This is a genomic window from Paenibacillus wuxiensis (assembly GCF_040195695.1).
GTDB classification, from domain to species: domain Bacteria; phylum Bacillota; class Bacilli; order Paenibacillales; family Paenibacillaceae; genus Paenibacillus_B; species Paenibacillus_B suaedae.
Genome location: NZ_JBEFZI010000001.1, coordinates 119,876 through 145,843 on the forward strand (window position 1 = coordinate 119,876; position 25,968 = coordinate 145,843).

Here is a 25,968-nt window from a genome sequence, read left to right on the forward strand (position 1 = left end):
TCTCCTTGAATTTCCTGGACGCTCAATCACATAATAAAGTATGGAAAGGGGGAGCTTGATTATCCGTTACTTATACGAGTTTATACAGCACCAAGACGATTTGCCTATCAAATTATTCGTAAACAGCGTGAAGCATATCCATTTCCATTGGCATAAAGAGATTGAAATTATTTACGTTCTTCAAGGCTCGGTGGTCATGTATACGGATCAGCGCCAATATACCCTTCGTCAGGACGATATCATTGTCATCAATAGCATGTCTGTGCACAAGATTGAGCGCATGAACGAGGATAACGTGCTGCTGACGCTGCAATTCGGCCCGGAGTGGCTCGATACGAACGCGTTTATTCATTGCAATTCCAGCACGCAGACGGAGGAGAATCGCAGCAGCTATGATGCCATCCGCCATTATTTGGCGAAGATGGTCTATGAGATTAATAAGAAGTCCAGCGGCTTTCGCAGCTACACCCTGGGGTGTCTACAGATGCTGTGCGGTCATCTGCTGCGCTATTTCGCATCAGGAACTAACGAGGCGGTAGAGGAAGATACGAAGTCGTATGATTACAAGCGGCTGAATCGGGTGCTCGAGTACATTGATCAGCATTATAACCAGAAAATTTCGCTTCAGACGATGGCGGATCAGGAGCACTTAAGTCTGCATTATTTTTCGCATTTCTTCAGTGATAAGATCGGCATACCCTTTCAAAAGTATTTGACGCTTGTCCGTCTCGAGAAAGCACAGGCAGAGCTGGCTAATACGGCGAAGAGCATCACGGAAATTGCGCTCGACTGCGGCTTTGCCAACGTCAAGCTGTTCAATAAATATTTCAAGGAAAAATACAACAGTACGCCGAGCGCATATCGGGAATCTTTCGCCCTGACCGATCTGCCGGATCCGGGTCGAAAGCCGCTCACCTATGAAGAGTCATCCAGCGGAGACTATTATGAAACCGATACGATTCAGGCAATGTCTTCACTATATCGCTACCTTCATCTCCATACGGACGAGGGAATTGAGTCTAGGCCCGTTTCCTCGGTGGCGGGAACTATATCAGCGGCTGCTTCAACGTCGGTGAACGTAATGGTTCATGCGAATGAGCAGTGCGCGCCTTTCGCTAAGCACTGGAACGTCGTCACGACGGCAGGACGGGCAGTCGAGGGATTAAGAGAGGACTGGCGATGCCAGTTCAGCGGGATGCAGCGCCGGTTTCCTTTTCAATATATTCGCTTCCACGGCATCTTTAATGATGAAATGATGGTATACAGCGAGGAGGCTGACGGTACGCCGATCTACAATTGGTCCTACGTGGACAAGCTGTATGATTATTTGCTTCAGCAGGGCGTAAGGCCGTTTGTCGAGCTTGGGTTTATGCCGAGCCTGTTGAGAAGGTCGAATGAGACGGTCTTTTGGTGGAAGGGATGCATTTCCCCACCTAAAGAGCAGGCCAAATGGGATGCTCTGATTCAGGCCTTCGTCCGACACTGCTTGAACCGCTATGGCTGGGACGAGGTGAGCCGCTGGTACTTTGAAGTATGGAACGAGCCCGATCTGTCCGGCGTGTGCTGGGCAGGGACGAAGGAGGAATACTTTGCGTTCTATGAATCGACGACGCAGGCGATTAAGTCCATCTCACCGGAGCTTAAGGTCGGTGGACCTGCTCTAGGCTACGGTTCGTTATGGAACGATACCTGGGCAGAGGAGTTTTTGGCGTATTGCAGTGATCATGAGGTGCCGCTCGACTTTTTCTCCTTCCATGTGTATTCGGAGTACCCTTTCCAGAAGGATGAGAACGATCGCCTGACCACGATCATGCAGCCGTCCTTTTATATGGAGAGCATTGAACGATTGAAAGCCAAGCTCTCGGTTACGTCTTATCGCGATGTGGAACTGTTCATGACCGAGTGGAACTTCTCGCTGTATGACCGCAATCTCGTGCATGATACGGCGTTTATGGCTCCGTTCGTCATTTATCATGCGCTCACAACGCTTGGCACTATGAAGGGACTGGCCTTCTGGTCTTTTACAGACGTATTCGAGGAAAGCATCGTTCCGTCATCCCACTTCTACGGGGGATTCGGGCTTATGAATCGGGACGGACTAAGGAAGCCAAGCTACTATGCCTTTGAGCTGCTGCACAGGCTTGGGGATCAGATTATCGCTCGCGGAGACGGTTATTTCGCGACAAGGTGCAGCGACGGCAGTGTGCAGCTGCTTCTGTACCATTACGTGCACGTCGATCAGCTATTCGCAAGTGGAGATTGGTCGGAGCTGTCCGATACGAATCGATATGCCGTATTCGAGGAGAAGGGGGATAAAAGATTCCATATCCGCCTCGAAGGGCTTGTTGGGAGCTATAAAATGACAAGCTACCTGCTGGATCGCGAACACGGATCTGTGTTCGATGAATGGGTTCGACTTGGCACCCCTCAATTTCTAACCGAGGAGGAGCTTCATTATCTGGACGCCAGAAGCGGGCCGGTGATGAATACCCAGATGATTCATGCTGAACAGGGCTGGCAGCAAGAAGTGACCCTTCCACCTCATGGTGTGATGCTGCTTACGTTTGCAAGGCAATACTAGTCGGCCTCTGTTACAGCAGGAGGCTTCTGTTTCTTAATTACTGGTACCATGAAACACAAAGCGCCCCCCTTCTCGGAGGGGTGTTTTTTGTTGTGTAAACGGTTTCCATTCTGCAAATGCTAATCCGGTCGGGTGTAGGAGAACAAGAAACGTCCCTAATTGCAGCAAAGAAGAACGGGAAAGCGCTCTCAATCAATTCTATACTTAAGACATGACATAACCAATCAATAGATATGCTGCGAAGGGGGAATATACATGGATCGTCTCATGAAGTGGATGAACGAAAAATTTGCGCCGCGTTTGGAGGCGTTTACAAACAATGTATGGGTATCTTCCATTCAGGAAGCCATTATGGTTACCCTACCTATGATTTTTATTGGATCGTTTGTTACCTTGATCTCGATTCTGAAAGACTTTATTCCGGGGATGCCGGACTTAACGCCTATAACTACATTCAGCTTCGGCCTGCTGGGGATCTTTATCGCTTTCCTAACGCCCTATACGGTCATGCAGAAGAAAGGGCGCGACAAAATCAAGCTCATTGCCGGAGCGACAGGCATCTCCTTATTCCTGATGCTGCTGAAGCCCGTCACGAACGAGGACGGAACGATTCAGTTCATTATGGAACGTTTCGGGCCTTCTGGAATGATTACCGCGCTGCTTGTCGGAGTTGCGGTGGCCGTAGTACTTAATGTGTTCAACAATTTCTCATTTTTCAAAGAGGATTCGACTTTGCCGGAGTTCATCATGGAATGGTTCGACTTCCTCGTTCCGATTGCGATTATTCTTACGCTAGGATGGGTGCTCGTATATCAACTGAACTTCGATATCTTTAATCTGATTGTAAGCGTATTCGAGCCAGTTAACGCATTAGGACAAACGCTATGGGGCTTCCTGCTCTTTAACATGATTGGCGTTGCGTTGTACTCCTTCGGGGTCAGTCCGTGGGTGATCATCCCAATCTTCTATGCAATCTGGATTCCGGCGATTGAGCAGAACGCAGCCCTGGTGGCGCAAGGTCTTGAACCGGTCAACATTAATACGTTTGAAACATTCTTCTCCGGTTGGCTCGGAGTAGGCGGACTTGGTGCGACCCTGCCGCTTATCATCTTGTTCCTGTTTGCCAAGTCGCAGAAGCTGAAATCGATTGGCAGGGCGACGCTTGTTCCATCTTTATTTAACATCAACGAGCCTGTGATATACGGAGCACCGATCGCATTTAACCCGATTTTGATGATTCCGATGTGGATCAACGGTATCATTACACCGATTATCGTATACTTGGCGCTAGACCTTGGATTCGCTCAGATTCCAAGCAAGGTGTTCCAACTCTGGTATACGCCGATTGGAATCTCCACATACCTCATGTCCGGCTTCAATGGGCTTATCCTGTTGGCAGTCGTACTGGCTATCATCTTTGCCGTATGGTATCCGTTCTACAAGATTTATGACGCGCAAGAGTTGAAGAAGGAGCAGGAAGAAGCGGAACAGCAATAAAACATAGAAAGTGGGGATATATTATGAATCAAAAGATAAACGATTGGATGAAGGAACTAACGCTTGAAGAGAAAGCATCGCTATGTGCAGGACTGAACATGTGGATGACGAAGGGGATTGACCGCTTGAACATCCCACCGATCCACATGTATGACGGTACGAATGGCATACGCAAGACGAATAGCGATGAAGAGATGGGAATTGCTACGGAGGGAAATATTCCAGCCACGTGTTATCCAACAGGCTCTGCGATCGGGTCTTCTTGGAATACAGAGCTATTGCACGAGGTCGGTGTAGCGCTTGGTGTAGAAGGGAAGGAAATGGGCGTGGAGCTTCTGCTTGGGCCTGGCATCAATATGAAGCGCACGCCACTAGGCGGCCGAAACTTCGAATATTATTCCGAAGACCCTTGTCTGTCCGGTGAGCTCGGCGCAGCCTTCGTAAATGGGCTTCAAAGTCAAGGCGTTGGCGCTTCCGTGAAGCACTTTGCCTGCAATAACCAGGAGTTCGAGAAGATGGTGACAAGCTCGGAGGTCGATGAGCGTACCCTGCGCGAGATTTACCTGAGTGCGTTCGAGCGGATTATTAAGAAGTCCGATCCGTGGACAATTATGTGCTCTTACAACCTGCTTAACGGCTCCTATACGAGCGAGAATGAGCATCTGCTGGATGACATTTTGCGTAAAGAATGGGGCTATGAAGGCGTCGTGCTGTCGGACTGGACAGCAGTCAACGATCGTATTCGCGGTCTCAAGGCAGGACTTGATGTTGAAATGCCAGGACCTGCTCATTACAATACGACTGCGATTGTAGAGGCGGTTCAGAATGGCACCTTGCCGGAAGAGCAGCTCGATAAGAGCGTACGGCGCATTCTTACACTGGTAGAACAGGTAACGGCCAATGAAGAGGAGTTGAATACGGCTGCAATTGATTATCACGAGCTGGCGAGAAAAGCAGCGGCTGAGAGCATTGTACTGCTCAAAAATGATAACGGCATTCTGCCGATCGACCCTGCTAAAGCTCAATCTATTGCCGTGATCGGTGCATTCGCGAAGAAACCGAGAATTCAAGGCGCCGGAAGTGCCGAAGTTACGCCAACACGTGTTGACATCCCGTGGGAAGAGGTGCAGAAGATTGCTGGCGAGTCTGTACAATTCAGCTATGCGGAAGGCTACCCGAAGGATGAGCGTATCGATGAGACGATGATCGAAGAGAGCGCAGCGCTTGCAGCGAAGTCTGATCTCGCGATTCTGTTCGTCGGACAACCCGAATATGCGGAGTCCGAAATGCATGACCTTGAGAGCATCGATCTTCCCGAGCATCAGGTGAAGCTAATTCAGGCGGTAGCGGCTGCACAGCCGCGATGCATTGTCGTAACGAGCAGCGGTACTGCAATGGCGATGCGCCCTTGGGTGCAGCATGTACCGGGTGTGCTCCACTCCTGGCTGACAGGGCAGGGCTCAGGCCGTGCAATTGCGGAGATTCTGTTCGGCTTGACGAATCCATCCGGCAAGCTGTCCGAGACATTCCCTGTGAAGCTGTCTGACAATCCATCCCATATGCGCATCCGCGGCGAGAACGGCAAGCTGTTTTACCGTGAAGGACTGTTTGTCGGGTACCGCTACTATGACCGCAAGGAGCTTGCACCGCAATTCCCGTTCGGTCATGGATTGTCCTATACGACCTTTGCTTACTCGGACATGAAGGTTTTACAGCATGACCGCCGCGTAACCGTGTCTCTGCAAGTAGAAAACACGGGAGCCGTAGCAGGGAAAGAGGTTGTCCAACTGTATGTTCACGACGAGGAGTGCAAGTGGACGCGTCCAGAGAAGGAGCTCAAGGCCTTTGCCAAGATCGAGCTTCAGCCGCATGAGAAGAAGGAAGTCGTGTTCAAGCTGGAAGAGCGGGACTTCGCTTACTACAATACAAAGTACAATCGTTGGGTCGCCGAAACGGGCTATTTCAAGCTTGTTGCAGGCAGCTCTTCCCGGGATATTCGCCTGACGGAGCGCGTATTCTGTGACTTTGGCAAGGAAGAGGTGTCTTTCCACAAGTTCAGCCTTTTAAATGACTGGATCGCTGATCCGCTTGCCAAATCGGTATTGGAAAAGTGCTTCAATGAGATGAATAAGCATGTTATCGATCAGGTGGTTTTGAATGAAGGATTTGTCGGATTCTGGGGAGACTTCCCAGCGATTAAGGTGCTGCAAATGTTCGGTCAGAACTGGCTCGTTCACCGTACTCCAGATCAAGTAATAGAAGAGCTGATTGCCGAAGTGGATCGCTTGCGCCGTCAAGCGGTTCAATAAAGGAAAAATACGCCGCGGTTATTCGGTTAACTTCATAGATAGGAAAGAGGAATCCCCCCATGCGTTGCCATCGGGGGATTTTTCTTTGTTTGCGGAATATCTATAATTTGCTTGCCGCTGTGATTGATTTCAAAAAAACGTTCGTTGAAAAGGATAATAGGGAGGAAATCCATTTGCTGAATAAGCAGGGTGTTGATACTGGGAGTAAGGGGAGTGTGGATGTGAAGACGAGTTAGAGGAATAGCTGTAGGTTGAATGCGTCGTATCATCGACTTCCTGTTCACAACATGCTTGGCAATCTGCCGGTGGCCCGATGACAACGGTCTTTGTAATTGGGGCTAATGTATCTTTTACTTTCGCCTCATCAAGGCAATACGAATGCGCCCAGGCTGCTGGAGGGGTCAATCGGAGTATATCTGAGCCGAAGATGACTTCTGGAGTAGGTGCATCGAAGATCGCAATCAGATGCGTATTGTCTTGGTTCGCAACCTCATAATGCCACCAGCCTTGGGGCACATTGGCGACCTGGCCTGGCTTGATTTGATAGTTTAATAATTGATTCGTGAACGGATTAATGAGGCTGACAAGTGCTTCTCCTGCTACACAATAGACCAATTCACTCGCGTTCTGATGAATATGGGGTTCTACGGTATTGCCGCTGCTTAAATAGATATCCAGTAACGAGGTGTTGCCTAGCGTGTTTAATTGGCTTACGCCTAATACGTTAATGTAGTTGTTTGCATCTTTGCGAAAGAATAAGGACTGATTCACATCATAAGCAAAATGAGCATCCGGTGAAGCGAAATCAATAGAGTTATTGGTAGCCACTGCTCGTAACCTGCCTTTACGGGAATTTGTATGCCATATCATATGTATTCGCCTACAAGACGTGAGCCCAAATTCTCTAGTTGGAGTGCAAACCTCAGGTAAGGTAGAATGAAGTGGTAATCTATGGATAGGTGCTAGACGCATTTATAGATACGGAAGGACAAGGAAGTTGCGACAACATGGAAAAGGGAGGCATCATGATGACATATGATGTTATATGGAAACGGCTTGAAGGCGAAGGCCTTGAATACTGTACAGTTACTTTGCAGCCTGCAACGGTAATTCAAGGCAAAGTAATCTGTGCCGATGCGGATCGCTGCTTCGTTGAATATGAAGTGAAGTGCGATGCAGAGGGGGGAACTGAGGAAGTCGTGGTGCGTTACCACGAAGAACAGAAGTTAAGAATGCTCAGGCTGGAGCGGGATCATCAAGATCGCTGGACAGTGAATGGGGTAGTTCGAGAAGAACTAACAGGCGCCAAGGATATTGATATCGGTGTAACGCCATCGACCAATGTGCTGCCTATTCGGCGTCTGCAGCTCGAGATTGGCCAATGTGCCGAGGTTATGGCGGCCTGGATCTGTTTCCCCGAATTCACGGTGCAGCCATTGCTGCAATCCTATGAGAAGACAGGTGACAACACCTATATCTATCGCTCCATCGATAGCGGATATATGGCCCATCTGCAGGTAGATGCAAATGGGGTTGCTATGAATTATGAAGTTCAGTGGAGGGCATTATAGGCATTCTGCAGGTACTGGCAGGATGCTAAAGCTGGAACAAGAAGATCAGGATTAAAAAGCTTCCTTAGTTTGCCTTGCTTATCGCGAAAATAGAGCAGACCCCATGCTGTATGTGGCGGCAATGAGGTCTGCATACTCTCATTCATTCACTTTACTTGTTCAAGTGCTTCGTTAAATAATTGACGATTCCATCCTTCGCATCTTGCGAATATTCCCAGACCATTGCACCGCCCAGTTCATGCTCCTTAATGTATGCAATCTTAGCCTTCAAGGCCTCCTCATCTTCATAGGAGATGAAGGTATCACCATTAAACAAGTAAGCGGCCTTAGCGGTCTCATCGAAATAACGCTTGAATCCCTTCTGATTCAAGTATTTCTTTACGATCGTGCTATAGCTCAGATCGATCTTGTCAATGTCGATAGGCTTGCCGATGGAGAAGGCGCCATTGCTGCCCGGCTCGCTCTTGACCTTCTCCCATCCATAAGAATAAGCTGGGATGCCCAGCAGCAGCTTTTTGCTGTCTACCTCATGAGCCTTGTAGCGCTGAATAATGTCATGGACGCTCTCTTTGGCCTTGCCCTTCGCATCCTTGTACAGATTCGCATTATAGTCGGTCGTATCCGACCATCTTCCTGTCAAGTCATAGCTCATGACATTGATGTAGGAGACGTATTTCTCTATTTCCTTGACGTCGACCTTCTCGAAATACCAGTCCTGCGTGCCCGCGGCAAAGGTTAACAAGTACTTCTTATGCACATGCGGAAGTCGGTTCAACTGTTCCCTCAATTCCTTCATCAGCGCTGTAAAGTTGACTGAATCCTCAGGACGTGCCTTAATTGCACCCCAGGCATCGAAGGCGGGATACTCCCAGTCGATATCGACACCGTCCAAATCCAGTTCCTTTACCATGCTAATAATGCTTTCCGTGAACGAATAGCGATTTCCATCCATCGCAGCGTCAGAGAAGCCATCGGCATTATATCCGCCAACGGCGAGCACGAATCGAGTCTGAGGGTGCTGTTCCTTCAACTTCGTGATTTGCTGCTTAATCCGCTCATTTTCGTCCTTGTTCTCGTGGAAATAGATGTTGTTCTTATCAATTCGGGCAAATGCAATAAAGGCGATATCAATCGCTTGATCCTTCCAGTTCATTTGACTGATATCTTTCCAGATTGGAATATACACCGAAGTGATCTTCTGTTCGGCCTGACTGCTCACATTGTAAGCATAGAGAGACATTCCAACCAGCAGAGCAGCAATAAATAATTTCGTATAGAGACTGACCTTCATTCGCGCTTACCCCTTTCCACCGAACAGAACGGTAGTCATGACCTTGCTGAGATTCAACATTTTCACAAGCAGATAGCTGACAGTGAATACGGCGATAACATTGAACACGAGATTGGATGATGTCTGGAGTAGGGACGCTTCTGTTTCGGCCCTTCTCGATACGAGCAGCTCAATCAATAAATGAATGAGATAAATACTGAAGCTTGCTTTCGAAATCGAGCCAATCATTTTTTGCAGCTTGTAATTGACTCGTTCATGCAGGGTTGGTTCCTTCTCCTTAAACCAAATAAACATGGCCACAGCCATGAAAAAGGTCGTAATGGAATAGTTCCCGTAGAAGGTCTCATCCAATATCCCTAGATGTCTAGAAGCGAAGTAGGTGGCCACTGGTGTTAGGAAGAAGGAGACGATGCCTAAATTGAACAATACCTGCTTCCATTTGTCCGGCAAGCCATATGTAAATAAATAATGTCCCAAGATGAAGTAGCCGAGAAACCCTGTGAACAGTGGAATGTTCAATAGCGGGATATTGATATACTGTCCCGTCAGCTTGACGATAATGTCTGAAATGAATCGGTAGCCGATGCTAATGGCAGCCCACCAGGATAAGTAATAGCGCAAATCCTTCTCACTGCATGTCTTAACAAGCTTGCTAATTAAGGGAATCGTCATATAAATGGCGATGATCGCATACAGGAACCAGAGATGGACGTAGTTGCCGTCCGTCAACAGCTTATAGCCGAAATCCTGCAGAAACGCAAGTGCATTCATCTTGCTGTTAACGATAACGTATTGATTGTAAAGCGCATAAATCAGTGACCAGCTGACTAGTGCGATGACGAGTGGAAGTACTCGTTTTATATAAAAATCCCTGTATGTGGTAATGTTCACCCGCAGCATCATGGCGCCGCTTATCATGAAAAACACAGGAACTGCAAATCTCGATACGGAGTTGAAAATATTGCTGACCCACCAAGACGATGTGTCGAAATCATTCGTTCTCGTCAGCAAATCTGCAGTAATATGCAGCACGATGACGGCAAGAATCGACAGAATGCGTAGTATATCTACATAAATGATCCGATTGCTCTTCCAAATACTCTCCATATTCTCCCTCCCAAAATGAACATGCGGCATTCTATTTGTTATATGGCCGCAATGCTGGTTGCGCAGATACAGGTATTAACTAATGGTGGCTACGCCTTTGCGTTCTACGAAGCCCCAGCCCTCATCATTATCGAAGTACTTAATGGTGCCGACAATATTTAAGTACAGCAGTAGATTACGGTAAGTGAGCAGCTCGTACTGACTGAACAAGAACATATAGATATAATCTCGGAGCGAGTAGCTGCTGTCGTACTTCTTGCATAAATACAATGAGGTGATGATTTGAGCGGCATTTACGAGAACAATGATGGAGAACAGGATGAGCATTTGTGTGATACTGCCGCCGAATAGAAGCATGTTAATAAGATAGATAATCGTCGTGAACGCCGTAAGGGTTCCCAGCACAAAGCCGTCGATAGCAAAAAATAGACTGACGCCTAGGCTGAATTTCTGCGATAGCTGGGACCAATAGATCAAGATGCAGTCTACGAAAGCCTTCTGCCAGCGTATCCGCTGTTTATTGAAGTTCTTCAGATTCTCAGGGCATTCCGTATAGCATACGGCTTCAGGTGCATAGACCAGCTTCTTCTTCAGTTGATTGGCCTTCATGTATTCATGAATCTTCAAAGTAATGTCGATGTCCTCGCCAACGGTGCTGCGGAAGCCATTCACTTGAACCAGCACATCTTTATAAAAGGCGCCAAACGCTCCAGAAATAACGACGATCGAATTGAATACGGATTGGGTTAGCTTCCGTACATAGAATCCGTGAATGTAATTAAGAATTTGGCTCTTGATTAGGCCTTTCCCCATGAATTTCTCTACGATGACGCCATTTTTCTTCTCAGCGCCTTGCACAATCTTGACCGTACCGCCAAGTGCGATAATATCCTCATTGTGGAAATATTGATTGACATACTTCAATGAATTGAATTCCAGCATACTGTCTGCGTCAAGTGTAATGACGATATCCGATTGTGCGCAGTCAATGCCGGCATTGAGCGAATCAGCCTTGCCGCCATTAAGCTTGTCGATCACGAAAATATGTTTATATGTAGTAGAGCCATAGATGCTCTTGATCGCTTGATACGTTAGCTTGCCGTCGCCCGTACGCTGAACTGGCTTCAAATCAAGGAGCTCATCTAAACGCTGCATGGTATTATCCTTCGAGCCATCATTAATAATAATGACCTCGAAGTTGTGGTAATTGACACTGTTCATTGCCTCGATGCAATTTTTGATCGTGAGCTCTTCGTTGTAGGCAGGGACGAGTACGCTGATTGACTTTTCGCTCAGGTCATTATTCAATTGCTTCACCTTGCTGAACAATAAGGGAACGATCGTATACAAGAGCTGAAATCCTAAAAAGATGAACGTCGTCACATAGAAAAAATACTGCATGTAGTTTCACTCCTTCTCTCTCTACTTCGAACGAAACATGAAAAATCTTCCTTGCTTTGTGGTGATAAAGCGAAAAAGTGTGTAGGTGTATGTATGCGCGAGATGAATAAATTTGATGCTGCTTCAACAAAGTAGGGTATCGTGCCGTGATGATGTGGTCTAGGTGGAAAAGCATTGCGGTGTGGAAAATATTGACCAAGCGTTTATTTGTGTTTCCATTATCCTCCAATCTGTTAATTAGGCCATATTCTACCTAATCACAAACTATCCTAATGATTACCATATGTAAAACCGCTTTAACTTTCAAGAAAACGAATACATCACTTTCAATCGTGAGCAGACGAGCATTTTTGTCATTTTTCGTGGAACAGTGAAATTTAGGAAGTCTTTAACATTGTGAAACATAAATGACTTATCAAAAAGAGCCGAGTGCTTAACGCACCGGCCCTTCGCCATGAGATATGAGATGATAGTGGTTATGGAACAGCTGTTATTCTGTCTTCACAGGTTCTTGCTTCACGCTAACCTCAAGCAGATCCAAGAAGAACATGAATATCGGTACTCCGAGAATCAATCCCCATACGCCGAGGAAATGCTCTGCAATAATAAGAACGGCAAACGTATAGAAAATTGGCAAGTGAACCTTCGCTGACATCAGTTTCGGATTTAAGATATACGCCTCGATCGCATGGATGACGATGACCATAATGACGACGTATAAGACCTTAATCAAGCCGCCGATGGTGAAAGCAATCGCACACAACGGAATGAGTGAAATCACAACGCCCATTACCGGGATCAGCCCGAGCAGGAAGATCATGATAGCTAAGCCGAACAACTGCGGGAAGCCGAGCAACCACAAGCAGATTGTGGACAAGATGGTATTCACGATGGCGATAAGGAACTGTGCTTCAATGACCTTGCCAAATGAATACAAGAACTTATTTCCGAAATACTCCAACTCCGAATAGATGAATCCAATCTTGCTCGTTCTGAACTTCTCCGTAAATTCCATGACACGCTTCTTCTCCAGTACGAAGAACAAGCTGAGGACGAAGGAAATGATAGCTCTCGTACCCCATTGTCCAATATCAGAGACTGATTTCACGATAAAGTCGAAGCCCTTACTCACATAGCTCGCTAGGTCGATCTTCTGCAGCGAGTCTGTAATGTATTGCATGAACTCGAAATCAAAATCGTAATTCATGAAGGCCTTTGAATTATAGAACTGAATAATATTGTTCACGAGCTGCTCAATCTGTGTAATCACTTTCGGGAAGACACTGTATGCTCCACCGATGATGGCGAGCAGCAGTACTGCATAGAGAAGCAGTACGGTTACTTTATAATTCACCTTTATGATCTTGTTGATCCTCCGATGGAGGAATGTGTGCAGCCTGTCCACTAAGTACGTTAAGATGAACGTTATAAGGATGAGGTGGATCATGCTTCGCATTGCAAAGAGCAAGGCGATAATAACAAGAAGAATAAAGATGCGTTTGACACCAGGACCTTTGAAAAATTCTTTCACTGTTTCCATCGTAAATCTGGGGCTCCTTTGATTGTCACTTGTGAGAGCAGTTCGGTCCCTTGCCACATCTGTTAGAAGAGAACGCTCTTCCTTTCACTGTATTCAAGCATATGACATTCCATACGCGATAGCAAATGTAAGGATTCAATCTTTTACTGAAAAAAGTAAATAACTTTCTTACTTTTTTCTTAAGTAGACGACATCACTCGGAAATATGGTGAAATTGTAAACTGACAAATGGAATATATTACGCTAAGATGTGAAGGAGACGAGGCGATTGACATAAGAAGGAGAGGCATAAATGAGCATCCGGTGGAAAAACAGAATAGGGTTTTCGATTATTGTCATCTGCATGTTTGCAATTTTTACGTATCAATATATGGCGTCGAGCAATCAGCTGAGCACAATGAAAGAGATAAAGGAACGAACACTTCAATCAACATTGCTCGCAGATAATATGAAGCTGTCGGTCGTTCAAGTTCAGCAGTGGCTTACCGATATTGGGGTTACGAGAGCGCAGGATGGTATGGACGATGGATTCAACCAAGCCGCTAAGTATGTCTCACAGTTCCAAGCGGATGTTCAGCACTTCAAGCAGCTCCATCCAGAGTTGTCCAGCAAATTAGATGAGATTGAGGGATCGTTTAGGAATTTCTATGAGATGGGCCAACAGATGGCACATGATTATATTGATAAAGGAACGGAAGCGGGGAACCAGACGATGGGCTCCTTCGACCAAGCTTCTGAACAAATTAACAAGCAGATGGACGACATACGGTCGCAGCAATTGGACCGTATTCAGCAGGAGATGAATGCCGTGGAGCAGGCGAATCGTTCTCATCAGTCGGTCTTATTCACTTTGCTGCTTGCAACCGTTCTCATTGCGATTACGACTGCGGTGGTGTTGACCCGATCCATCGCTCGATCTATGAAGCAGTTGAATGAATCTGCCCGTGTAATCGCAGACGGTGATTTGCGTCACCCTATTATTCGGTCTACAAACGATGAGATGGGGCAATTGGCGAAATCATTTGAGAAGATGCGTGTTGATTTATCCCAATTGATTAGTCATGTTCAATCCGCAACTGATATGGTGGCGGATTCGTCAGAGCAGCTTCAGCAGTCAGTATTGCAGACCACGGACGCGACCAATCAATTTTCGGAGTCGATGCATCGAATTGCTGGAGGCGCCGAAATACAAATGCGTGCATCTGCCGAGAGTGCAAGAGCAGTGGAAGAAATGGCTCAAGGAATTGCAAGAATTGCTGCAACATCTGCTGAGGTTGCTGATTCCGCTCTATATACAGAAAAATCGGCCTCAGGTGGGGATGAGCTCATTCGTCAAGCGGAACAGCAAATCGTGGCAGTTCATGAGGCGAACCGCAATGCCTCATACACGGTCGAGCAATTAAGCAAGCAATCTGCTGAAATTCAACAGATGGTAAACGTGATGACGACTATTGCTGCGCAGATTCAATTGCTTGCTCTAAATGCCTCTATTGAAGCGGCACAAGCCGGGGAGCATGGCAAGGGATTTGCTGTTGTGGCATCAGAAGTAAGGAAACTGGCAGATCAGTCTAAGCATGCGGCAGGGCAAATTGCAAGCCTTGTAGGTCAAGTAAATGAGAAGATGGATGCAGCGGTTGAAGCGATGGAAGAGAGCACACGAGAAGTTCTCCTCGGGCAAGAGGCAGTGCTGCAAACTAGGCAATCCTTCCATAGTATCACTCAATCGACGGAGCAGGTTGCGTCGCAAATTCAAGACGTGTCCGCATCTACGGAAGAGTTGTCGGCAGGATCAGAGGAGGTAGCAGCTGCGTTGTCGCAGTTGAGCGAACTTGCACAGCATGCATTTCAAGAAAGTGAGCTGTTATCCTCCGCATCACAGGTTACATCGACGGCTATGGAAGATATGAATCGATCGGTTACGCGATTAAACGGTCTTGCTGGTGAGCTGCAAGCTTCTGTACGTCATTTCAAGCTAAGCTAAGTGACTGGCATCGAATCGGATTTTTACCTATAATGATAGAGATTGAAGGATGAAGTGAGGGATAATATATGAGTGTAACAATAACGAAGGCATCGATGCGTCAGAATGAAGACAAGACTTATATCGGACAAGTAGTCTTCCAGTTAGAGCAATTGAAATCACCGTATGAAGTTAGCTTCTTCAGCAAGAACGGGAAGGATTGGGATTACAACCTGCACTTCACAGCCCAGTCTGGTGACGAAGAAGAATTCTACGAGTTGGATGCGAAGCTCGAAGGAGACGACGATTTGTTCGATGAATTGTTGTCTGCAGCATGGGATACGCTTGAAGCACCTGCAACCGACGTGTAGCATATTTGGATGAAGGCAGGACATAAGTTGAAGAGGGTAAAGGATATGATGCAGCAGCTTCATATCCTTTTATTTTTTGAATGGAAGGAAGACATTTCACGAGATGGAATGGTATAATACGGAAACGTGAATGAATTCCAATACATTACAGAAGCAGGCAGGAAGGTAATTATTGTGTGGAGGTGTGGCCTTGAGAAGGATTTGTTGCCTTGGCTTATTTCTATGGCTGGCTCTATCCTTCGTAATCCCTGTTCAAGCTGCAGATGTACTACACCGATTGACTCACAACGACCAAGATACGCTGCTTATTGGGCAAGTGATACGAAATGAGAAGGCAGGGGTGGCGATTCAAGTCATCTATATCGTGTCAGGTGAGCAGACGAAGCAAGACATTACAGTTACCTATGCTCAGCAAGCGAATGTGTGCTATGCATGGAATGTTGGGGATATGGCGTTATTCTCACTCGATAGGACGGATACAACAAATAGGAACTATAAGATGAAGTGGGGAAGTTATCCGCTTAAGATTGCAGAAGGTAAGGCGTTATTGAAGGATGCACAGGAAGAGCCGGACATTGCAGCCTTGCAATACTATGTGAATAGCGGCGGAAAGTCATTATCGTTTGTAATTGATGGAGAACGGGTTCTAGGTAGGTACGACAATGGTGAGATTGTTCGAATTGCGCCTAAGCTGGATCATGCGGCCCAGAAGCATACGGAGGATGGGATTGGGCAGCTGATGCGCCCTCATGAATATAATCATCAAGTTACACAGCTGAAGGACATGGATCATGTGGAAAATCGGTATACTCGCGTTATTTGGATTGTTGCAGAAATTCTCGGATTTTTGATTGCGGGTGCCCTAATACTTGGGAAGAGATAACGAAAAGCCATCAATAATGTTACCGGTAACCCTTTTGCTCGGCATATCTCAACTCAAAACAACCGGATATCACATGATTCGTAATAGATACCAAGCCAAGTTGAATTGTTCTAGCATGGGATTGATCCTCTAGCCATCGTGGTATTAGGCTGAAGGCTCATTGGATTTCTGTACAACAGATGAGAATGAGTGCATCCAGATGGTTCTTGATCATAAAAAAGCCAGCAAGCTGTCCCTGTAACGGAGGAGGCCTGCCGGCTAATCTCTATCGTAGGATAAGTGCAGCTAATCTTAGTAAATCATATCATTGAAGTGAATTGGAGATTACCACTTCTCTGATACAAGCTTCGCTTGTGTGAAGAGGAGCAGGTAGTCTCTTCCTCCTGCCTTCGAGTCGGTTCCTGACATATTGAATCCGCCAAATGGATGTACGCCTACTAGTGCGCCTGTACATTTACGGTTGAAATACAGGTTGCCGCAATGCATATGATGGCGCGCATATTCCAGATGCTCGCGGTTCATGCTGTATACTGCACCGGTCAAGCCATAATCGGTATTGTTGAAAATATCGATCGCTTGCTCGAAGTTCGAAGCCTTGCTGATCGCCAGTACGGGACCGAATATTTCTTCCTTCATGATGGTTGCTTCTGCATCAACATCTACGTACACTGTCGGTTGGATATAGTATCCGTTGCCATCGGCAATACTGCCTCCAGCTACGAGTCTGCCTTCGCCTTTGCCAACCTCAATATATTTCATAATGCTGTCGTACGCATGCTTATCGATGACTGGACCAATTGGGGCGTTCTCCTCAGCAAGACCTACACGCAAAGCTTGTGTTTTCTCGGTGACGAGTCGAACAACTTCGTCGTATACCGCCTCATGGACAATGGCGCGCGAACCGGCGGAACACTTCTGTCCTTGGAAGCCGAAGGCAGATTGTACGATCGCAGTTGCTGCTTCTTCCACATCTCCGGTTTGATCCACGACGATGCCATCCTTACCGCCCATTTCTGCGATGAAGCGCTTGATCCACAGCTGGCCTGGCTGTGTCTTAGCAACACGCTCATTGATGCGAAGCCCAACGTCGCGTGATCCCGTGAAGGATACGAAGCGAGTACGCGGATGATCAACTAAGAAGTCGCCAATCTCTGAGCCAGAACCAGGAACGTAGTTCACTACACCTGCTGGAAGGCCAACCTCCTCCAATAACTCAACGAATTTCGCTGCAATGACAGGAGAGGCGGAAGAAGGCTTCAGCACGACAGTATTCCCAGATACGATAGCTGCACAGGTCATGCCAGCCATAATGGCAAGCGGGAAGTTCCACGGTGGAATGACGATTCCGATGCCTAGTGGAATGTAAGTGAGACGATTGTCTTCACCAGCAATTGTTGTAATCGGCTGTGGACCACTAAGACGAATCATTTCCCGCGCATAGAATTCTAAGAAATCAATTGCTTCCGCCACGTCCGCATCTGCTTCTGCCCAGTTCTTGCCGACCTCGTATACAAGCCAAGCAGCATAGTCGAACTTGCGGCGGCGCATGACGGCAGCTGCCTTGAACAAATACCCTGCACGCACATCTGGGGCAACGTGCTGCCACTTGGAGAATGCTGCATCCGCTGCTGCAATTGCTGATTCTGCGAGCTCGACGCCAGCTTGAGCAACATGGCCCACAATTTGATCAAGGTCGCCTGGGTTCGAAGAGGTGCTTCGCTTCTCTGTCAAGATTCGCTCGCCGCCGATGACCAATGGGTAGGTATTACCCAGCTGCTCACGCACTCTGAGCAATGCTCCTTGCATTGCCGTGCGATTGCCCTCTGCTGTGAAATCCGTAAATGGCTCATTCCGATAATCGATTACTGTCATCTAGATGACCTCCTTAACGAATGGATACTTAGTAATATGGAGTTGAGTGCTGTCAATTTGTATGAAATGGATCTGCTATAGCATGCAGGATGCTATGCCTTAAACATCGATTTGAGAACGAACCCGACGTTCGCAGGACGTTCTGCAAGTCGGCGCATGAAATATCCATACCAGTCATTTCCGTATGGGACATATACGCGCATGGTGTAACCTTCGTCAGCAAGCTGCTGCTGTGCTTGAGTCCGAATGCCGTATAACATTTGAAATTCGAATTGTGTGCGTGGAATATTGTGAGTTTGTGCGATTTGTTTGACGTGATCGATGATGTGGTCGTCGTGTGTGGCGATCGCGGCATAATTGCCGTTGGCTAGATGCTGTTCAATGATGTGGATGAAATTGCGGTCGACATCAACCTTGTTCGGGTATGCAACCTGTGGTGATTCTTTGTATGCTCCCTTAACCAGCCGCAGATTGGGTTTGTAGCGGTTAAGATGTTCGATATCCTCGCTGCTCTTGTACAGATAAGCCTGAATGACAAGGCCAACCGTGCTGCCGAACTCTTCGCGAAGCTGATTGAAGATGTCGATGGAGGCTTCGTTGCGAGCGTAGTCTTCCATGTCGATGCGCACGAAGTTATTATGACGGCGAGCAGTATCTAGGATGGAGCGCATATGATCCATGCAGAGCTGTGGCGAGATGTCCAAGCCGAGCTGAGTTAGCTTGACTGAGAGATTGGACGTAACTTGATGCGCTGCTATTTCATTTAAGGTACGGATACAATACTGTGCTGATTCTGCTGCTTCCTCTTTGGTGGAAATAAACTCGCCAAGATGGTCGAGCGTGGCTACGATTCCACGATCATTTAATTGCTTAACCGATGTAATCGCTTCCGAAATTTGCTCTCCCGCGACGAATCGTTTAGCGCCAAATCGCAGTCCGTATTTCTTCGCTGTGCGATTGGCCAGCCGATTCTTCGAGAGAAAGAGAAATGCATTGCGCATGATTGCCTCCATGGCGTGCAGCTTCCTCTCTTTACTGTAATGGTATTTTTACATTCTTCTCATTCGCAATACGTTCATTAGCACTGGAATAAGTGTTCAAAAATTATACACAAATACAATTTATGATTAATTATAATCACATCAAGCGCATAAAGTAAATCATTATTTTAGCATCATATGGAAAATGGGTTGGGCTCTACATGTGCACGGAACAGGTGTCTATTTGTGTTTTCGTTGCTTTTTCCCACTCTTTTTGCCATAATTTAAGAAAAAATAGAGAAGAATCGGTGATAGAATGCTAGAGTCGCAACAAATACAATCATGGCTCGAAGGCGTGTTGAAAGCGACGAATGATGCAGTGACGATTGTTGATCCTGAGGGTACGGTTATCTATTGGAATGGTGCCGCTGAGCGTACGTATGGCATTGAGCGGACTGTCATCGTAGGGCGGAAGATCGGAGACTACTTCCAACGGGAATCGATTATGCTGCTGCATGTGATGGAGAGCGGACAGGAAGTGCGCGAGGTCTATCATGAACCGCGTCCGGGAATGCATGTGATGATCAATGCCATTCCTGTATTCGATCAGAATCAGGAGCTTATGGGCGCCATTTCGATTGAACGGAATGTAACACAATATGTGAAATTGAGCGCAGAGATGGTCAGCCGTCCAAGTGAAGAGGGAGTGACGACAGCCTTACTGCCGCTGACCGCGGAGAAGCAGAGCAGTCTAGGGGCCTTGGCTCGGATGAAGTGTCCGCTGCTGCTAACCGGATCTGCAGGAGCAGGGAAGAAGTCGGTTGCGAAGTGGATGCACGCTCACTGTGGTCGTGAAGGACAGTTCGTCTATGTAAGCTGTAGTGGGATTCCAGCAGGCCTGCTGGAGGCTGAATTGTTCGGCTATGAAGGAGAGCACCCACGAATAGGCAAGCTTGAGCTGGCGCAGAATGGAACCTTGTATTTGAAGGATGTGCATATGCTTCCGGCTTCGGTGCAGGAGAGGTTAATAGAAGCACTGCAAGAAGGTCAATATGTTCGGTCGGGAGAGATGGAATCGAAGGAAGCCGTCACGCTCGATGCGCATGTGATAGCCTCGATTCCAGAAGAGAACGGTGAGTGGGCTGGATCTGAGCGGCGGGAACAATCTGCTCAATTGTTGAAGGAGATGTACTATGTGTTTCAGATCGAGCATATTCCTTCTCTCATGGAGCGCCAGCAGGAGCTTCCGGAATTGTCACGCTTCTACTTAAGCGAAGCTGCAGAGAAGGTTGGCGCGGCTATACCGAGTCTAGGCGCGGATGCAATGGCGGCGATAACGTCTTATCGTTGGCCCGGCAACATGGCGCAATTGGCCAATGCGATGCAATATGCGCTAGCGTCTCATCTAGGGCGCGGCGGAGATGGGGTCATTGCTGCTCAGGATCTGCCCGACTATGCCCGGCTTACGACACTGAATGAGTTGACGCAGCCCGAACTCCCGCTGAGCGTTCATTCGGAAGAGATGGAACGAGCGCTTATCTCGGAGACGCTGCAGCGAACGAAGGGCAACAAGGCCAAGGCAGCTAGACAGCTCGGCATATCGCGCGGAGCGTTGTATTATAAGATTAGGCAGTATGGACTGGAAGGTTCATAGTATTACAACTGCATCATAGAATAGACAACTTAGATAGAGATAGGAACAGGTGAGACATCATGAAATTAGGATTGGCCTCATTCCAATGGCTCGTATTTATTTTGGCGGGAAGCCTCGTTGCTCCGCTGGCAGTTGGACATGCGTTTGGATTTTCTCCGCAGGATATTGCGGAATTCATGCAGCGCACGTTTTTGATTATCGGGATATCAGGTATATTGCAGACGATGTTCGGTCATCGGCTGCCGATTATGGAGAATCCGGCTGGTTTATGGTGGGGCGTCTTCGCAGTCTACGGCGGCCTCATCGCGGCAGGAACAATATCGCTCGAAGGCGGACTGCGGCAGCTGGAGATGGGGATGCTGATTGCAGGCGCGCTCTTCATTATCATTGCTGTGCTGCGCTTAACGTCGGCAATTGGCAAGCTGTTCACACCGCTTGTCGTAGGGACGTATCTGCTTCTGCTTGTTGCACAGCTTAGCGGCTCCTTCATGAAGGGAATGCTCGGAGTTGGCTATCGTGCCTCTACACATGTAGAGCTTCAGGTTACGATTCCCGCAATTATTACATTATTGTGTGCCATGCTGCTGCCGCGGAGTTCGAAGGCCTTTTTGCGCAACTATTCTGTGCTCATTAGCTTGTGCATTGGTTGGCTGCTGTTCTATCTGCTCGGCATCACTGAGCCTATACAGCCTTCTGCTTCATGGGTATCAGCGCCCATGCCATTCGCTTGGGGCCTGCCTGAACTGGATTCCGGCATCTTGATGACGTCCTTGTTCGTCAGTCTTCTTCTCATTGCCAATATGATGACGAGCATTCGCGTCATGGAGGGTGTGATGGATAATTCAGGAAAGACATCCGAACCTGTCAATTATGATCGTACAATGCTGATGATGGGTGCGAATACAGGCTTAGGAGGCATTTTCTCCGCAATGGGATGTGTTCCGATTTCAGGGACAGCGGGCTTCATCATGACGACTCGAATTTATGAGCGTCTGCCATTCGTTATTGCCTGTGTGCTCATTGCAGGGATTAGCTTCTTTCCGCCAGCAACGGCCTTTTTTGCATCGATTCCCATGCCGGTAGGGTATGCAACGATATTCATCCCATTCGCTTCGATGGTCGGATTGGGATTGAAGGAGTTCCAATCGATTCCTATGAATGAGCGCAATCGCTTCATCCTCGGCGTATCTATTATGATGGGGATTGGCTGTATGTTCATCCCGGCTGAAGCAGTTGGGCAATTGCCAGGACTGCTGAAGACTATGGCGAACAACGGATTGATCGTAGGCATGATCCTGTGCATGGCGATGGAGCAGGGAAGCCGCTTGCTGGATCGTGGAGCGGGCAGAACACAGAAGGAAGAATCGTAGGAAGCTGAATGTTGTATATAATCTTGCGATGGAACGAAGAGAAGAACAACTAAATATATCGAAAAGAAAGGCGTCAAATTGGATTTGTCGCCTTTTTCGTATTATAATAGATTGGCAAAATAGGGAAAATGGTAGATTAGTTCACTTCATCGTTTTTCATGGTTAGAAAAATGAGAACACCCATCATGAATGTAGTCAGTCGATCCGCAGGGAACAAGCCATTCCACTCTGAGGACATCCACATGCCGAACCATTCGCCACCGATTACCTGAAAGCCTAGGAACCACACGCACAAGCCAAGAATAAGACCCGCGATCGACACGTTCTTCGCCTTGTGGAAGGATTCTGCATCTGCATGCAAGTGGGAGAACAGGCGAAGTGATCCCCAGATGCAAATGAATGCGACAGCTGCCTCTGTGATGATAATCGCAATATAACCAATATGATGAATCGTCGTTCCTGTTATGGCGCGGTACATAATGTTGTTATCGGGAAATGTGGTGTCCATACTAAGCACATGCTTCACGAATTGGAAGTTCGTATTGTAATCTGTAATATTGCCGAAGGCAACGAGGAACACATACAGCCCGAAGAACATCACGGCTAATGCTTTGGTAAAGCGGATTAACACACCTGTTGAGAGATTCATAGCTGTTACCCCTTTTCTATGTTTTTCTATGTAATGATTTAACAATACTACTATAGCACCCATGAATATGTTGTCAAACGTTCATATTGGAGTGCGAAAATATCAAATTGCAAGACATACATCATTGACACAGGGAGAGATTTCAATCGACATGGAAGCTCATAAACAATCACTTATTCATCAATTGAATCTTGCTGTACAATCAATTCGCGGCATCTTGGAACAGGTAACAGAGCAGCAGTTGGATTTGCAGCCCATGTCTCATAAACGTTGTTTACGAGACATGCTCGCTCATTTGACTCTCATTTGTGCGGCCGATCTGCATATTATGAACGAAGCAACTCAGACCGATATGGATCGTTTCTATGAAGAACATACACCACATACAATCGAAGAAATGAAGGAAACGTTGGCAGACGCTCACGAATCATTAGTTGAAGCGATGCGTTCGTGGTCGGAAGAGCACTGGCTTGAAATCAAAACCGCGTATTGGGGAGTTGCATATTCGCGCTTTGAGTGGATGCTGGAAATCATCCTTCATCTGGCGCATCACCGGGGTCAGTTGTTCACCTTGCTGTGTGAGCATGCGGCGGAGCCTAAGATTGTAATGTTTGAATAGATGGGATTGGAGGCATTACACCATGGGTGGAACTGAGAAGATGATAGAGCTGAGATCGCTCAAGCTTACAGATGGTTATGATATTTATGAGATGCTGCAGGGGATCGGCCCAGGTGAGAATGGCTTCGTCAATAGTGCGTACGGCATAAGAAGAGGCCAATTCCGAAGCTACCTGAGACAGCATTGGAATATATCGCAAGGGATAAATCTAATGCCGCAATATGTGCAGCAGACGATATATTGGCTGTATGTGGACGGTCGACCGGTTGGATATGGGAAGCTTCGGCACAGATTGAATGAAGCGCTGCTTGAACGAGGCGGTCATATTGGCTACGTCATCCGGCTAGATGAGCGAGGCAAAGGATATGGAACGCTCTTACTCCGTGAACTTGTTCGTGAAGCAGCGGGACTTGGGTTGACAGAAGTGCTGCTGACAGTCGATGAAGATAATCTTCGCTCACGAAGAGTGATTGAAGGCAACGAGGGTGTATTAAGCGACACCAAGGATGGAATTTGCAAGTATTGGATTACGATCAAGACGGGGTAAGTTATCAGCCTTATCAGCCGGGGTTATACTCAGAGTCAACAGGTAAAGGAGCAGGGTACTGCATGGGCGTAGGAGGATTCAATGAGCCAGCATCAATGTTCAATCTGATGTCTACGATCTTCCCAATTTTCATTGTTCTGTTTATAGCTGTCTTCATCTTTGTGATTATTAAGGGTATTATGCAATGGAACTACAACAATCAACAGCCAGTTCTAACTGTGGAAGCGATAGTGACGGATAAGCGAACAGAGGTGTCCAATAGTCATGACGCGGATCATTTCAGCCACTATTCAACCCATTATTACGCGACGTTCGAGGTGGAGAGCGGGGATCGGATGGAGTTCCATGTGAAGAAATCGGACTACGGATTGCTGGCCGCAGGAGATCGCGGGAAGTTGACATTTCAAGGGACGAGGTTTTATGAGTTCGAGCGGTATCACGTTCGTTGAAAGAAGGATGGTATCATACGCACAGCTAGACGATACAGTGCCAGTGTGCATGGAACTAGCGAAATGATGTTGGAGCAGCTATCATATAGAGAGACAGACAGAATAGGAACTTTGCAAAGGATGATTGTACATGTGGTGGATTGGAGCGGCTGCGTTCATTCTTATCCTGATCATTGTGATTTCAACGATTGCAGTGAGCCGGTATGCTTTCCGTCAGGTAACGATGTGGGAGAGAAGCACGCTGGACAAAGCGTTTGACGCGGTTGAAGGGTTCGGCTTGATGAGCAGGCAGGAATTCGCTGAAATGGCCAAGGAAGATGTATTCATCACTTCGGAGGACGGTCTGACGCTGCGCGGGTACTATATCGAGCCCTATCCAGAGCGCAAGAAAGTCATGATTATCGTCCACGGCTATACGGCAAATCATATTATTGGCTCGCAGTTTATCAATCTATTTACCGAGGAAGGCTATAATGTGCTCCTTGTGGATCAGCGGAGCCATGGGCGAAGCGAAGGGACGTATGCAACGTATGGCTACTATGAGCGTCAAGACCTCGATCGCTGGGTTGCATGGGTACGTGAACGAGTTGGTCATGATGCCTTCATCGGTCTTCATGGGCAATCGATGGGTGGAGGCACAGTACTGATGTATGCAGGCATTAATAAGCATGCCAAATTCATCATTGCGGATTGCCCCTATTCGGACATGGAAGAATTAATGAAATATCAAATGAAGGAACTGAACCATGTTCCACATTTTCCATTTATTGCGCTGTTGGAACGGAGCTTGAATCGGATAGCACAGTTCTCGATGAAGCAGGTGAAGCCGATTCGAGAGGTTGCGAACAAGGACATCCCTCTACTGCTGATACACGGCAAGGCAGACACATTCGTGCCAACACGGATGAGCGAACAGATCTATCAAGAGAAGACAGAGGGATTAACGAAGCTGGTAATTATCGACGATGCTGTGCATGCGAATGCATACCCAACCGATCGTCAGAAGTACGAGTCTGCTGTGCATGATTTCCTGAAGGAAGTTCAGGATCAATATGACGAGGCGGGAGTCAATGTGTGGACAGGAAGCAATGCGAATGGAGCATGAGGCGCTGGGATTTACGTCATGTGAATTTATAAATAGCTCCAATTCATATCGATGAAATGGATGAAGGATGACTGTATGGTGCAGTCATCCTTTTTTTTTGTCTTCAATTGACAAAAAACGATGGTAACCATGTTCATAGAATGGAGGATATCGGCAATAAAAACCAATATCTATGTGACAGCAGCTGAAGTGAAAACCGATGTCGAATCTTT

21 protein-coding genes are annotated in these 25,968 nt (G+C 47.2%); 13 read left to right on the plus strand and 8 right to left on the minus strand.

The genetic code is table 11. From position 1 onward, the window contains the following. Positions 1-55: 55 nt before the first annotated feature. The 3 genes from ABN764_RS00485 to ABN764_RS00495 all read left to right on the plus strand — a co-directional run bounded on the left by ABN764_RS00485 (position 56) and on the right by ABN764_RS00495 (position 6,387). Positions 56-2,581: a GH39 family glycosyl hydrolase gene (locus tag ABN764_RS00485; protein WP_446670651.1), complete on the plus strand. Its 2,526-nt coding sequence runs from the start codon at positions 56-58 to the stop codon at positions 2,579-2,581. Between the two features lie 255 nt (positions 2,582-2,836). Next, positions 2,837-4,078 carry a PTS sugar transporter subunit IIC gene (locus ABN764_RS00490; RefSeq protein ID WP_268623220.1) on the plus strand — a complete coding sequence of 414 codons (1,242 nt, stop codon included), beginning with the start codon at positions 2,837-2,839 and terminating at the stop codon, positions 4,076-4,078. Between the two features lie 23 nt (positions 4,079-4,101). Next, positions 4,102-6,387, plus strand: a complete 2,286-nt coding sequence (locus ABN764_RS00495) for a beta-glucosidase family protein (protein ID WP_446670652.1) — start codon at positions 4,102-4,104, stop codon at positions 6,385-6,387. Positions 6,388-6,516: 129 nt separating this feature from the next. Here the strand turns inward: ABN764_RS00495 and ABN764_RS00500 are convergent, their stop codons facing one another. Next, on the minus strand, positions 6,517-7,215 hold the full coding sequence (locus ABN764_RS00500; protein WP_446670653.1) for a cupin domain-containing protein: 699 nt from the start codon (positions 7,213-7,215) through the stop codon (positions 6,517-6,519). Between the two features lie 197 nt (positions 7,216-7,412). On the opposite strand from ABN764_RS00500, the gene ABN764_RS00505 reads away from it, so the two are divergent. Then, positions 7,413-7,958 (plus strand): putative glycolipid-binding domain-containing protein, encoded by a 546-nt coding sequence (locus ABN764_RS00505; protein ID WP_446670654.1) that lies wholly within the window; start codon positions 7,413-7,415, stop codon positions 7,956-7,958. 151 nt (positions 7,959-8,109) lie between these two features. Here the strand turns inward: ABN764_RS00505 and ABN764_RS00510 are convergent, their stop codons facing one another. The 4 genes from ABN764_RS00510 to ABN764_RS00525 all read right to left on the minus strand — a co-directional run bounded on the left by ABN764_RS00510 (position 8,110) and on the right by ABN764_RS00525 (position 13,297). Further along, positions 8,110-9,249 (minus strand): glycoside hydrolase family 18 protein, encoded by a 1,140-nt coding sequence (locus ABN764_RS00510; RefSeq protein ID WP_142543150.1) that lies wholly within the window; start codon positions 9,247-9,249, stop codon positions 8,110-8,112. 6 nt (positions 9,250-9,255) lie between these two features. After that, on the minus strand, positions 9,256-10,356 hold the full coding sequence (locus ABN764_RS00515; protein ID WP_021253147.1) for an acyltransferase: 1,101 nt from the start codon (positions 10,354-10,356) through the stop codon (positions 9,256-9,258). A gap of 75 nt (positions 10,357-10,431) precedes the next feature. After that, positions 10,432-11,757, minus strand: coding sequence for a glycosyltransferase family 2 protein (locus ABN764_RS00520; protein ID WP_446670655.1), 1,326 nt, complete (start codon positions 11,755-11,757; stop codon positions 10,432-10,434). Positions 11,758-12,247: 490 nt separating this feature from the next. Further along, complete coding sequence (locus ABN764_RS00525; protein WP_446670656.1) at positions 12,248-13,297, minus strand: AI-2E family transporter; 1,050 nt, start codon at positions 13,295-13,297, stop codon at positions 12,248-12,250. A 292-nt stretch (positions 13,298-13,589) separates the two neighbouring features. Between ABN764_RS00525 and ABN764_RS00530 the strand changes: the two genes are divergently transcribed. The 3 genes from ABN764_RS00530 (at position 13,590) to ABN764_RS00540 (ending at position 16,511) form a co-directional block, all read left to right on the plus strand. Further along, entirely contained in the window at positions 13,590-15,278 is a 1,689-nt protein-coding gene (locus tag ABN764_RS00530) for a methyl-accepting chemotaxis protein (RefSeq protein WP_446670657.1), read from the plus strand. Positions 15,279-15,346: 68 nt separating this feature from the next. Next, complete coding sequence (locus ABN764_RS00535; RefSeq protein WP_065291270.1) at positions 15,347-15,628, plus strand: hypothetical protein; 282 nt, start codon at positions 15,347-15,349, stop codon at positions 15,626-15,628. 190 nt (positions 15,629-15,818) lie between these two features. Then, complete coding sequence (locus tag ABN764_RS00540; protein WP_446670658.1) at positions 15,819-16,511, plus strand: hypothetical protein; 693 nt, start codon at positions 15,819-15,821, stop codon at positions 16,509-16,511. A gap of 324 nt (positions 16,512-16,835) precedes the next feature. On the opposite strand, the gene pruA is transcribed toward ABN764_RS00540, so the two are convergent. After that, positions 16,836-18,383 (minus strand): L-glutamate gamma-semialdehyde dehydrogenase, encoded by a 1,548-nt coding sequence (pruA, locus tag ABN764_RS00545; protein WP_072727806.1) that lies wholly within the window; start codon positions 18,381-18,383, stop codon positions 16,836-16,838. 92 nt (positions 18,384-18,475) lie between these two features. Then, positions 18,476-19,396: a proline dehydrogenase family protein gene (locus tag ABN764_RS00550; RefSeq protein ID WP_446670659.1), complete on the minus strand. Its 921-nt coding sequence runs from the start codon at positions 19,394-19,396 to the stop codon at positions 18,476-18,478. Between the two features lie 283 nt (positions 19,397-19,679). On the opposite strand from ABN764_RS00550, the gene ABN764_RS00555 reads away from it, so the two are divergent. Continuing rightward, positions 19,680-21,017: a sigma 54-interacting transcriptional regulator gene (locus tag ABN764_RS00555; RefSeq protein ID WP_174810419.1), complete on the plus strand. Its 1,338-nt coding sequence runs from the start codon at positions 19,680-19,682 to the stop codon at positions 21,015-21,017. Between the two features lie 59 nt (positions 21,018-21,076). Then, on the plus strand, positions 21,077-22,387 hold the full coding sequence (locus ABN764_RS00560; RefSeq protein WP_446670660.1) for a purine/pyrimidine permease: 1,311 nt from the start codon (positions 21,077-21,079) through the stop codon (positions 22,385-22,387). Between the two features lie 136 nt (positions 22,388-22,523). Here the strand turns inward: ABN764_RS00560 and ABN764_RS00565 are convergent, their stop codons facing one another. Further along, a complete protein-coding gene (locus ABN764_RS00565) occupies positions 22,524-23,036 on the minus strand; it encodes a DUF2165 family protein (protein ID WP_142543140.1) in 513 nt (170 codons plus the stop codon). A gap of 151 nt (positions 23,037-23,187) precedes the next feature. Between ABN764_RS00565 and ABN764_RS00570 the strand changes: the two genes are divergently transcribed. The 4 genes from ABN764_RS00570 to ABN764_RS00585 all read left to right on the plus strand — a co-directional run bounded on the left by ABN764_RS00570 (position 23,188) and on the right by ABN764_RS00585 (position 25,756). Next, positions 23,188-23,655 carry a DinB family protein gene (locus ABN764_RS00570; RefSeq protein ID WP_446670661.1) on the plus strand — a complete coding sequence of 156 codons (468 nt, stop codon included), beginning with the start codon at positions 23,188-23,190 and terminating at the stop codon, positions 23,653-23,655. Positions 23,656-23,677: 22 nt separating this feature from the next. Next, the gene (locus ABN764_RS00575; RefSeq protein ID WP_083189148.1) at positions 23,678-24,202 is read left to right on the plus strand and encodes a GNAT family N-acetyltransferase; all 525 of its coding nucleotides are present in this window, start codon (positions 23,678-23,680) and stop codon (positions 24,200-24,202) included. 62 nt (positions 24,203-24,264) lie between these two features. Further along, positions 24,265-24,651, plus strand: coding sequence for a DUF2500 domain-containing protein (locus ABN764_RS00580; protein ID WP_174811282.1), 387 nt, complete (start codon positions 24,265-24,267; stop codon positions 24,649-24,651). A gap of 130 nt (positions 24,652-24,781) precedes the next feature. Beyond that, positions 24,782-25,756, plus strand: coding sequence for an alpha/beta hydrolase (locus ABN764_RS00585; RefSeq protein WP_174811281.1), 975 nt, complete (start codon positions 24,782-24,784; stop codon positions 25,754-25,756). The last annotated feature ends 212 nt before the right edge of the window (positions 25,757-25,968 follow it).

Bases quoted from the DNA above. Each gene is read 5' to 3' on its own strand.
- ABN764_RS00530 (WP_446670657.1), top strand. From the start codon at position 13,590: ATGAGCATCCGGTGGAAAAACAGAATAGGGTTTTCGATTATTGTCATC.
- ABN764_RS00585 (WP_174811281.1), top strand. From the start codon at position 24,782: ATGTGGTGGATTGGAGCGGCTGCGTTCATTCTTATCCTGATCATTGTG.
- ABN764_RS00495 (WP_446670652.1), top strand. From the start codon at position 4,102: ATGAATCAAAAGATAAACGATTGGATGAAGGAACTAACGCTTGAAGAG.
- ABN764_RS00490 (WP_268623220.1), top strand. From the start codon at position 2,837: ATGGATCGTCTCATGAAGTGGATGAACGAAAAATTTGCGCCGCGTTTG.
- ABN764_RS00565 (WP_142543140.1), bottom strand. From the start codon at position 23,036: ATGAATCTCTCAACAGGTGTGTTAATCCGCTTTACCAAAGCATTAGCC.
- ABN764_RS00515 (WP_021253147.1), bottom strand. From the start codon at position 10,356: ATGGAGAGTATTTGGAAGAGCAATCGGATCATTTATGTAGATATACTA.
- ABN764_RS00580 (WP_174811282.1), top strand. From the start codon at position 24,265: ATGGGCGTAGGAGGATTCAATGAGCCAGCATCAATGTTCAATCTGATG.
- ABN764_RS00535 (WP_065291270.1), top strand. From the start codon at position 15,347: ATGAGTGTAACAATAACGAAGGCATCGATGCGTCAGAATGAAGACAAG.
- ABN764_RS00550 (WP_446670659.1), bottom strand. From the start codon at position 19,396: ATGGAGGCAATCATGCGCAATGCATTTCTCTTTCTCTCGAAGAATCGG.
- pruA (WP_072727806.1), bottom strand. From the start codon at position 18,383: ATGACAGTAATCGATTATCGGAATGAGCCATTTACGGATTTCACAGCA.
- ABN764_RS00520 (WP_446670655.1), bottom strand. From the start codon at position 11,757: ATGCAGTATTTTTTCTATGTGACGACGTTCATCTTTTTAGGATTTCAG.
- ABN764_RS00525 (WP_446670656.1), bottom strand. From the start codon at position 13,297: ATGGAAACAGTGAAAGAATTTTTCAAAGGTCCTGGTGTCAAACGCATC.
- ABN764_RS00570 (WP_446670661.1), top strand. From the start codon at position 23,188: ATGGAAGCTCATAAACAATCACTTATTCATCAATTGAATCTTGCTGTA.
- ABN764_RS00560 (WP_446670660.1), top strand. From the start codon at position 21,077: ATGAAATTAGGATTGGCCTCATTCCAATGGCTCGTATTTATTTTGGCG.
- ABN764_RS00505 (WP_446670654.1), top strand. From the start codon at position 7,413: ATGATGACATATGATGTTATATGGAAACGGCTTGAAGGCGAAGGCCTT.
- ABN764_RS00510 (WP_142543150.1), bottom strand. From the start codon at position 9,249: ATGAAGGTCAGTCTCTATACGAAATTATTTATTGCTGCTCTGCTGGTT.
- ABN764_RS00555 (WP_174810419.1), top strand. From the start codon at position 19,680: ATGCTAGAGTCGCAACAAATACAATCATGGCTCGAAGGCGTGTTGAAA.
- ABN764_RS00575 (WP_083189148.1), top strand. From the start codon at position 23,678: ATGGGTGGAACTGAGAAGATGATAGAGCTGAGATCGCTCAAGCTTACA.